The 10,154-nt window shown below is 59.6% G+C and carries 4 protein-coding genes and 4 pseudogenes; 4 read left to right on the plus strand and 4 right to left on the minus strand.

Annotated features, from left to right (window positions below):
- Nucleotides 1-534: 534 nt before the first annotated feature.
- A complete protein-coding gene (locus tag IVA80_RS21435; protein WP_247434818.1) occupies nt 535-1,545 on the minus strand; it encodes a GntG family PLP-dependent aldolase in 1,011 nt (336 codons plus the stop codon).
- A 43-nt stretch (nt 1,546-1,588) separates the two neighbouring features.
- On the opposite strand from IVA80_RS21435, the pseudogene IVA80_RS21440 reads away from it, so the two are divergent.
- Both IVA80_RS21440 and istB read left to right on the plus strand, forming a co-directional pair.
- Nucleotides 1,589-2,227, plus strand: a pseudogene (locus IVA80_RS21440) (IS21 family transposase); the annotation flags it as partial.
- Nucleotides 2,227-2,880 (plus strand): annotated as a pseudogene (istB, locus tag IVA80_RS21445) (IS21-like element helper ATPase IstB); the annotation flags it as partial. The pseudogenes IVA80_RS21440 and istB, both read left to right, overlap by 1 nt.
- Nucleotides 2,881-2,883: 3 nt before the next feature.
- On the opposite strand, the gene IVA80_RS21450 reads toward istB, so the two are convergent.
- On the minus strand, nt 2,884-4,983 hold the full coding sequence (locus tag IVA80_RS21450; RefSeq protein ID WP_247434821.1) for a recombinase family protein: 2,100 nt from the start codon (nt 4,981-4,983) through the stop codon (nt 2,884-2,886).
- The gene (locus IVA80_RS21455) at nt 4,977-5,465 is read right to left on the minus strand and encodes a hypothetical protein (RefSeq protein WP_247434830.1); all 489 of its coding nucleotides are present in this window, start codon (nt 5,463-5,465) and stop codon (nt 4,977-4,979) included. Before IVA80_RS21455 ends, IVA80_RS21450 begins: the two co-directional genes overlap by 7 nt.
- Between IVA80_RS21455 and IVA80_RS21460 the strand changes: the two are divergent.
- Nucleotides 5,440-5,718: pseudogene (locus tag IVA80_RS21460) on the plus strand (ATP-binding protein); the annotation flags it as partial. The gene IVA80_RS21455 and the pseudogene IVA80_RS21460 overlap by 26 nt on opposite strands.
- 1,809 nt (nt 5,719-7,527) lie before the next feature.
- Entirely contained in the window at nt 7,528-8,004 is a 477-nt protein-coding gene (locus IVA80_RS21465) for an Lrp/AsnC family transcriptional regulator (protein WP_247434824.1), read from the plus strand.
- 250 nt (nt 8,005-8,254) lie between these two features.
- Here IVA80_RS21465 and IVA80_RS21470 read toward each other — a convergent pair.
- Nucleotides 8,255-9,665 (minus strand): annotated as a pseudogene (locus tag IVA80_RS21470) (amidase family protein).
- Nucleotides 9,666-10,154: the final 489 nt, after the last annotated feature.

Below are 10,154 nucleotides of genomic sequence, written 5' to 3' on the forward strand. Positions count from 1 at the left end.
CGGTCGTCTGCTCATGGTCTCTCCTGTTCGCGGCGATTATCGCCGCCGTCAGGCAGAAATTCCACTTATCCTCCTGTTCAAATTTGCGGAGCCAGCTCACCGCTCAGACGTCCAGCGAAGGCAACATATCTGAGATAGTCGACTATCATGGTGTCTCGACCGCTAAGACTTGAGGTTGAGCATGCTCGTGAGCACGAACGAGCAGCGAAATCGGAAGAGGCTCAACGCTTCGCGTTCCGCGAAATCACCTTGGACATGGACCCTCGATTGTCGTTCCGTAGCGCTCATAGAACGCGATCCTGTGCTTTCGCATATGATACACCGCCCTGCATCGTGCGGTACGTCTCTGATTTAGCGGGTCTGTGAAAGGCCGCGGTAATCCACCTGCTTATCCACACCGGCGCTGGCTCTCGATATCGACAAGTCGATGTGATGCGGCACTGAAATACGTCGGTTGTGTACCGCCCAAAATGCGTCGGTTGGTCTTCGATCCAGTTGGAGAACTCGCGGTCATTGCCGCACCGTAGGGAATTTTCATAGAGCAAAGAGAGTAGCTGGTCGTGTCAGATAGATCTCTGCGAAAACGGTCAGGACGCGCTCGATGGAAGATACATCGACATGACGGTGCACAACAAACCGCAACCTGTCTGTCGAGACGGGCGCTGTCAGCACACCATAATCGGACAGCACTTTCGTCCATTGTTCGGCGTCCGCGGCACTCCTTCCAACATTAACCAAAACCATATTGGTCGCAACGTCAGCAGGACTGACCAAGTGCGGATCAATTCGGTGCAGTCCATCGGCCAATCTCCGCGCATTGATGTGATCTTCAGCGAGACGCTCGATACACTCTTCCAGCGCGACGAGACCGCAGGCGGCCAGCAAGCCAGCCTGGCGCAAGTTGCCGCCAAACATCTTACGAAACCCGCGGGCACGCTCGATGAATAAGCGTGATCCTGCCAATACCGACCCAACTGGAGCGCTCAGTCCTTTCGAGAGACAGAATGTCGCCGAATCCGCGAATGCAGCGATAGCTGAAGCGGGGACACCTAGCGCAATGGCTGCATTGAAGAGGCGCGCGCCGTCGAGGTGCACGGGAGCACCGGCCTGCCAGCTCTTTGTGCAGACATCACGCATATGGTCCAGCGAAAGAACGGCTCCTCCCACACTGTTCGTCGTCTCCATGCATACGACCGCCGTGCCAAGGGCATGCGATGTCAGGCTAGGCGGCCGGAGCCAAGCCTCGAGCTCATCGACATCCATTGCTCCTGCACGGCCGGGTAAAGGCCGCGGATACAGACCGGCCAGCAAGGACAGCCCGCCCATTTCGGAACGAAAAATGTGGGACGAAGCCTCACCGATCACCTCGCCCCTGAAACAGGAATGCGACAGAATCGCCACGTGATTGCTCATCGTGCCCGAGGGCAAAAACACAGCGGCCTCCTTGCCGAGCAAGGTTGCCGAGACCCGTTCGAGCTCTTTCACAGTAGGGTCGTCGCCACGACCGTCATCCCCAAGTCCCGCACCGGCCATGCGGTCGTACATAGCCGCCGTCGGTTTGGTCACTGTATCGCTGCGCAAGTCGATTAACCGTGCGCTGGTCGATCTCGCTCGCCATTATGGCTTCCAGCCGCGCGCTTGCCGGCCTTATCGGCCCAAGACAAAAGGCAGGGTCGAGCGGCCATTCCGCTACATCCGCGAGGACTTCTTCCTCGGCGGGGTCTTCCGCAATCTGGACGACCTCAACGGCCAGCTCCGCCATTGGCTGGATACCGTCGCCAATCCGCGGGTGCATGCCATGACCCATCGGGTCGTCAATGAGGCCTTCGCCGAGGAAAAGGCGGCACTGCAAGCCTTGCCGAGCGCGCCCTACCGGGCGGTGTTGCATCTGGAGCGACGGGCCTCGCACGAAGGCATGGTGAGCGTCGGCGGCAATCTGTACAGCGTGCCTGATACGACGCGGCGGCGGGTCTTCGACGTCCACGTCCTCGCCGACGAAATCCGCATCTTCGAGGGCAGCGTGCTGGTGGCAAGTCATGCCCCGCTCGAAGGTCGGGGCCAGAAGCGGCTCGATCCGGCACATCGCAAGCTCGCCAGCTTCGGCCGACGCCGTCCAGGCAGTGCAGAACCCGTCACCCTCACGCGCGCCGGTGACCACGCCGTTCGTCGCTCGCTTGACTTCTACGCGGCCGTCGGCCGCCGCCTGGCAGCCCAGGAGATCGTATGATGAGTGCTTCCTCCGTCATCGAGCGCGTCAAGACCAACCTGGTCAGTCTGAAGATGCCGCGCGCCCTGGAAATCCTCGATGTCACCCTGCGCGGCCTCGAACGCGGCGAAATTAGGGCCCTCGACGCCATCGATGCCTTGCTCACCGAAGAACTCACGATGCGCGAGAACCGTCGCATCAAAATGGCGGTTCAAATGGCCAAGTTGTCGGCCATAAAGACGCTCGCCGGCTTCGACTTCGCCTTCCAACCGTCGCTCGACAAAAACCGCGTCCTGGCGCTCGCCGGATTGCAGTTCATTAATCGGGCCGAGGCGGTCCATCTCATTGGGCCACCAGGAACCGGCAAGACCCATTTGAGCCTCGCTCTCGGCGTGGAGGCCGTTAAGGCAGGGCGCAGCGTCTACTTCAGCTCCCTCGCCGATATCGTCGCCTCGCTCGCCAAGGCCGAACGTGACGGCGCTCTGCGCGAGCGGATCCGCTACTACTGCCGGTTCGCGCTGCTCATCGTCGATGAAATCGGCTACCTCCCGGTCACTCCCGGTGGCGGCAACTTGTTCTTCCAGCTCGTCAACGCCCGATATGAAAAAGGCGCTATGATCCTAACCTCGAACCGCGGCTTCGCCGAGTGGGGAGAGATCTTCGGCGAGCCGATGACTTCATGATGCCTCCTTCTTGGAACGCTTGGTGCGTCGTACCCGGTTGCGAAGCTGAGTAATTTGTTTGTCTGAGAGCTCGATCTGCCATGGCTGGCCCCTGGCCAATTGATGACCTGCCAGCAACCCGCGCGCGAGATAATCGAACACCGTCTGCGGGGTTACTCCAAGCTCAGTCGCCGCGCCCTGAATCGAGAAGCTCCCGTCGGGCCAGCGCATTGGGTTCTTCTCCATGCCGTTGATTTTGACGGTGGGAATGCCCCAGCGGGTACGTAATACCCAGACGTTCTCGCCTTTGAAGGCGCAGCCTCGGGCCGCGACGAAGCCTTCCTGATTGAGTATCGCCGCGATCTCGCCATCCATTTTGTGTTCAGCATTCAACTCGACGATTCGTCGCCGCAACCGATCAATGTCGATGTAATCGCGGTAGGTGTGAACGCGCCGTTGCACGTGATGCTCGCTGGTTGCGCCGGTCTGCCAGACGATCTTGAGCCACACCTGACCTCGGGTCCGCTTCTGATCAAGAACGACTTTCCGGATGACAAATCGCAGAATGCGCTTGCGATCGGCTGCCGACGTGGTGGCCGCGTTCCAAATCCGCGGCAGGTTCTCGCCGAGCGCTTGTAGCCCTGCGCGTTCCGCCGGGCCAATCAGAAGCGGCTCTTGCGCTCGCCAACGCGCATGCTGCTCGACCGCCTCGACGACACGCAGCTTCTCTTCCCAAGCCCGCTCAAGTGAGCGCGCCACAAGACGGTTCTCGGGTTCTACGGCGTCATACTGACGCCGAGCGCGCTCGGCCTCGTAGCGGGCGCGCTCCACGCGAAGCGCCCACTGGCGCTCGAGCTGACGGCTCTCCTGCTCCAGTTGACCCGCCGCCGCGAGCGCGATCTCAATCTGATCCGGCACTAGGGCATCGAGGACCACCCGCTCGACCAGCGCGTCAACCGCCAAGGCCCGGACTTCCTGACACAGTGCATTGCCTTGCTGGTCCCGATCCGAGCGGCAGCAATAGACCGGATAGTCGGCATTCGGGCCCGTGTAGCGCATGCTCATGTGCCGTCCGCAACGGCCGCAGATCGCAATCCCTTGTAACAGGGCTGCCCCCTTGCGCGGTACGCCAGAGTGTCCTGCCTCATAGCGGAAGACGTTATCTGCCAGTCGCCCCTGGTTGGCCATGAACTCCTCCCAGCTGATATAGCCTGGATGAGCGGCGTGGAGGCAAACCGCCCAATCCGCGATCGCCACCTTGACCGTTCCCGTCAGCGATCCCGGCCGGCATCGGCTCGGATCCTTTTGCCGGCGGCCATAAACATACGCACCAGCATAGGCCGGATTTTGAAGGATACTAAGGACGCGTGCACTATCTGGCGCACGCCAGGCGATCTCATGTGGAGATGGTCCAAGCAGCGGTCGAACCGGCAAGGACAATCCGTTTCTGTCCAAGTACCGCATCACACGGCGAGCGCTTTGCAGTTCCTGGAATTTGGCAAACACGAGATGAAGACGGGCCTGCACCTCCTCATCGGGATTGAGAATAATTGTGCCCGCTCGATCATAGGCGAGCCCGGCTGGCAGGGGCAGCCGCAGTTCGCCCCGCGTTGCCTTCTGGCGTTCCCCTTGGTGAAGGCGCATCCGAAGTTGATGCAACTCCGCCTCGCTCATGATGCCGGACAAGCCCAACAACAGGCGGTCGTGGTAGGCGCGCGGATCGTAAAGCCGCTCGCCATCCGCAATGAGCACGCCGAACACCGAGCACAGTTCGAGCAGCTGATGCCAGTCCCGGTTATTGCGGGCCAAGCGCGAAGCGTCGAGGCTCACCACAAGACCGGCGTTGCCAAGGCCGATCTCGGCAATGAGCTTCTGGAAACCATGACGATCCACACCGCCAGCACCGGATTTGCCCAGATCCTCATCAATGACCTGGACACGTTCAGGCGGCCAGCCCAGACCGATGGCACGATCGACGAGGCGGTACTGCAGCTGCGTGCTCTCCTGGTGCTGGCGCACCTGGTTCACGGATGACTGCCGCACGTAGACATAGGCCAACTTAGCTCGGTGCGCAGTCGTGAGCCGCTCGTCAGCGACGTTCAAGCTGATCAGCACGGCTCAGTCCCCTTCCGGGCGTGCCGGGAACCGCTTGCATTCGCCGCAGCAGCGTGGCGAGGATTTGAGCGATCTGGGTTTGCGTCGCGGTCGACAGATTCGGCCACAGGCGCGGAATGTCGGCCGTCGGGCGGCCGGGTGGATTTGCCGACGTCGGCAGTGGTCGATACGCAACGCGACCTGGAAGCGGTCGGTGGGTCATCGCGAATCACCTTCTCGTCGAGAAGACTCAGACTCGCGCTCAAATGTTGCATCAATGGGATCAGCGTACGTGCACTGATGCGCGGCAGATCGGCGGCGTTCGGGCGGGAAGTGATAGGCGTCTCGCCAAGATCCGTCGACGCGATCCGAACCGCCCGCGGCCGTCCGTCCGGCAGCGCGACAACGACGTAGGCGGGACCGCGCCCCGACCGCTCCTTCAGCACCTCAAGCCGGTGCCCAAACAGGAAATGATGCGGGTCGGTGATCGTGACGTGAGACACGACCCGCTCAAGAATAGGGTACTCTGTCGTGTTCGGCGATCCCGTCGTCTCTACCGCGCTGCTCGATCGCCTGCTTCACCACGCCGTCGTCATCCAAATCGAGGGCTCGAGCTATCGCCTACGCGAACATGCTGATCTCGTCCCCGAGACGATCCGACACAAAACGCAGGCAACCGCGAACCCCATTCCCCCGACCCTGAAACGCCGGGGCCGGCCACCAAAAGACGGAGGTGCTGATCACGTCGACGGCTGATCGCCATCCCGCCAACTGGGGAATTTTGCGGCGCCACTTCTGAGGAGATTCCGTGCGCCGTTGACATGTAGATCTTGCTAGCGGTTTCCTCGAACCTGGGTGAGGAGAAACAAGCTCCGCCGGGGCGGGTCATGCAGCAAACGATGCCGTTCGCGGCCTGAGGCGCATGTGCAGTGCATCGCCGCACTCATCGACCAGACGACGCTCCGGTGCGAGCACAGTCGATCAGCGCCTCAACATAGACCCCCGAGGCCGCCGAGAGATAGGTGAGTCGGCGTCCCACTTCTGGCTTCAACGCTTCGCGGTGAACTCCCTGTCCAGGAGGTTCGCCGGCGACGGCCTGGAGCTGCTGATCGCCGCTTCGGCAAGCGCGTTCGTCGCGGCCGGGCCGAGGCCTTGCAGGACGTATCAGCCGCTCGGAGACAGCAGTTCGCTGCTCACCCGTCGGCAAGAAGATCGCGTCAGACGCGGCGTCTAGTATACGGAGGGCATTTGCGACGAAGGTTGACCTTATCGCCGAGTACCTCGTCGTTCGACGATCTGACGCCGAGAGCGATTGAGCCAACCATGGAAGGCCGACCTCGGTACCCACACCGCATCGCGCAGCCATGCCGACGCCAGATCGTCACACGTTCGCGATGAAGCAGAACCCTGTGTCACTTCTTTCGCGAAGTAAGCTGCGACTTTTCTAAAGATGTTCCTCAGCCCTCAACTTGGCGCTTGCTGACGCAAGCCATGTTCGATGTCTCGCTGTTCGGGCTCTGTGTCTCCAGGGCGTGGCTGGACCGGATCGGCTCCAAACTCCTTCAGCCACCTCCGACGCTCGTTCTCATGAACGTCCAAGCCGCGTGCCGCTTGAGCAACGGGTACCAATCACCGCTGGTCACTCGCCTCGCCGCCTCAACGTTGAATTCTCGGCTGACCCTTCCGGCAACCCATCGCCCACCTCCCGCTGATAAATACGTAATTCCGGTGTGCATCGAACCGGCAGTAGCTCAATCGCTGTAAGCCGACCATCTAAGTCTCCGGCATTGAGCTTCCTAATGCGCGAATCGCCGACGCTCCCTTCTGCAGGATCACACTCTCAGAACCGATGACCGCCGCCCTGGGCGGCGGCGATCAAGGTGAGAACTCGTCATCCTGTTTGTCGCTCCATACAGCCACCTGGGTGTCGATAGAAGGGCGGTCCGGTCCTACACGCCAACGCCTTCTAGCAGATGCCCACAGAAAGCGAGCACCAAGCCGCGCATCATTGATGATCTCGAAGCCTACTCGCACACACGACTGGCGCATATCCGGCCTCACCGGGCGACTTTGCGTGAGCTGAAGGAACGGAGCTTGACGGTGCGTCTCCGGCATCGTCCGTGATCGCATAAAAGAAATGCGGACTGCGGGTGAGCAGGCGCAAGTTGACTGACCACACTAGAGGTCGAGAGTTGCAGCACCAGCATCCAGATCACCTCTTTGTTCGCTCGCAATCCAAATCCGCAAGCGCGATCTGGCTAGCTTCATATCAGAAGGATGCTTCGTGGAGCAAAGCTGGAGATCACCTCGCTGGGTGCGCGTCATCCCAATCGCTTAGCGTTGCGGAGCTGTAAGGCGTGAGAATTGAGCTCACCGCAGATGCCGAATCCGCAGTTTTGCGTCGCGGCGTTTGAGGGGCCATTGAACTCAGACGCGGGCGGCTGTTGAAATTGCTCCATCAATCAGCATACTGCTGAAGACATCTTTGCGTCGCATTGGCATTGAGATGATTTCCTGCGTACCGCAGGCATTTTTCGATGAAATTCGTCGGAAGGGACGCGCCATATGCAATACGATCAAATAGACGCCCGCATTCTCGAGGTCGTGCAAAAGAACAACCGACTAACTTCTGAGGTGATCGGCGAGAGGGTGGGCCTTTCTGCGACCGCATGTCAGCGGCGACTGAAAAGGCTACGTTCGGAAGGCATCATTGAGAGCGATGTCTCCATCGTTTCGCCGAAAGCAGTAGGAAGGCCCATTCAAATGCTTGTGCTAGTGACTTTGGAACGGGAGCGTGCGGATATAATCGATAAGTTTAAGAAGGCCATCAAATCTTCCGCTGAGGTCGTCAATGGATTCTACGTTACCGGTGACGCTGATTTTGTCGTGTATATTTCCGCGCGCAGCATGGATGACTATGAGCAGTTTACTCGCCAATTCTTTTATCAGAACTCAGACATCAAGGGTTTCAAAACGATGGTGATACTGGACCGCGTAAAAGCAGGCTTTGCCGTTCCAATCGAGATTCCGAGCGAAGATTGATACAGATCACTCGGCCCGGAGCGGTACGTTTTCGGCAATGAGCATCAAACACCGACCAAAGTACAGGCGGACAAGCCTCAAGAGCCGCGTAGGATCGGCAACATCGGCGATGTTCTCCGTGACCATGGTGACCGCCTCGCACCAAATGGCATGTTTGCGCACGTCTACTCATCACTTGTGCATGATGGCCCCGGCTTGAACGGGTGCTCGGTCGCGAAGCTAAGGAGCGGTCTGTTATCGCGATGTGGCCTCAGGTTGGCTCCCGCGGATCGATAGGCGTGCTGTCGCACAGGCCCAAAATTTCCTCGAGTATTTTTGCACCTGCCAATAGTTGACCCTCAGCACGTGGTGCGGCCACTATTTGTAGGCCGACCGGCAAGCCGGAGCTGGTGAAGCCGCAGGGAAGAGATAGCGCCGGACAACAAGCGAGCGTGATCGCAGAGGCGATGGCGACCCAATCTACATAGTGGTCAAGTTTCTTGCCGGCGCATTCGGTGACATACCGATTTTGTACCGGGAACGGTTCGACTATGGTTCAGGCGACAGGAGCAGATCGTACTTCTTAAAGAACTCCACTGCACGCGCCGCCATCGTCAAGCGCTGTGTCTCGGCGCGCTCGATCTGCTCTACCGTCAGTTTCAAACCTTCCTCAATGTTCCAGATGACCTCTGGCTTCAGAAGATCGCGGTGATTGCGCAATAACGCGGCTTTGCTGACCGCGAAATCAAAGGCGCGGAGTATGTGAAAGCACTCCTGCGTTTCGCGGAAATCGGGATGAGTTTCCTCAACGATTGCGCCCGCTTCCACAAAGCGCGCGGCGGCTTGGCGCGTGATCGCGGCAATTTGCGGATCCACGGGGGTGATAAATCCGGCGAATAAGCAACCCGCTTTGGTCTTTTGCGGGAGCGCGCGGCCGAAAGGAAAGAGTTCGGCAGTTTTGGCAGCGAGAGTGGGTCTGCCGGGTGCTCACCGCTCATCGCATCTAACATCAGCGCGATATCCTCGACGTTGCGGGCCATTGGTCCCGGCACACCAAGGTTACGATCAATCTTGAATTTCGGTGTATGGGCAACTCGGCCGATGCTGGGCCGCAGGCCAACCACGCTGCAGAAGCTTGCCGGATTGCGGAGTGAGCCCCCCATATCCGAGCCGTGCGCAAGCCATGCCATCCCGGTGGCTAGGGCGACTGCAGCTCCGCCGGAGGAGCCCGACGCCGAGCGCGTTGGATTCCATGGGTTGAGAGTCGATCCAAACACCTCGTTGAAAGTGTTGGCGCCAGCGCCGAACTCGGGAACGTTCGATCTAGTATAGATGAGCGCGCCGTTCTGTTCGAGGGTCTCGACTAGGATATCCGACCGAGTTGGCACGTTGTTCCTAAAGATCGGAGAGCCCTGAGTATTACGCACACCAGCGACGTCAGTGAGATCTTTGATCGGCACCGGCAAACCGGCAAGAAGACCGCGCTCGCTAACGGGTTTTTTGATCAGGACATCAGCATGTTTTCGCGCGCGATCAAAGCACAAGATCGGCAAGGCGTTGAGCTTGCCATCGACTTCGGCAATCCGTTCTTCCAATACATCCAGTAGATCGAGTGGCGTCACTTCACCTCTCGTTAGCTTATCGATCACCCCGCACGCAGTATCTCGGATCAACTCATGCACTTCAGCACCCCGTATGCTCCACCGTCCATCCTCTGATGACACAGGCGAGTTGCGACAACGACTATGCCCCGAAATGCCCGTGAGGCGCCAAACAGAACGGCAGCCTCAGCTAGACACAGAGACGGACGAGGCCCCCGCCCCCAGCTCCGCATTTCAAATGCGAGGAGTGCTTAGCCTCGCATAGCCCTGTCAAGCGCCGCTTTCAGTATCATCTGCTTGTCTAGAAGCGGTTGTTGAGTGCGCGTATGGGATCAGCACTTGGGTCTGGGCCCATTTGTTGAGCGCCGCCTGAGACGAAATTACCGTCTTCGCGAAGAACCCTTGCGGAACTCACTCCTGCAAGTTTGTGAGGAAAAGGGGGCCCCCCCTGTAGGAGTGGCCCGAAGTCAAGGAGGAAACGCCCCCTTGGGAGGCCTCTGGGATCAGGCCGCAGCCTGTTCGACCGGCGAGTATGGCAGGCCAAGGCTCTCGGCCACGGCCTTGTACGTT

This window comes from Bradyrhizobium sp. 139, assembly GCF_023074175.1.
Classification (GTDB): Bacteria; Pseudomonadota; Alphaproteobacteria; order Rhizobiales; family Xanthobacteraceae; genus Bradyrhizobium.

Bases quoted from the DNA above. Each gene is read 5' to 3' on its own strand.
- IVA80_RS21465 (WP_247434824.1), top strand. From the start codon at position 7,528: ATGCAATACGATCAAATAGACGCCCGCATTCTCGAGGTCGTGCAAAAG.
- IVA80_RS21435 (WP_247434818.1), bottom strand. From the start codon at position 1,545: ATGTACGACCGCATGGCCGGTGCGGGACTTGGGGATGACGGTCGTGGC.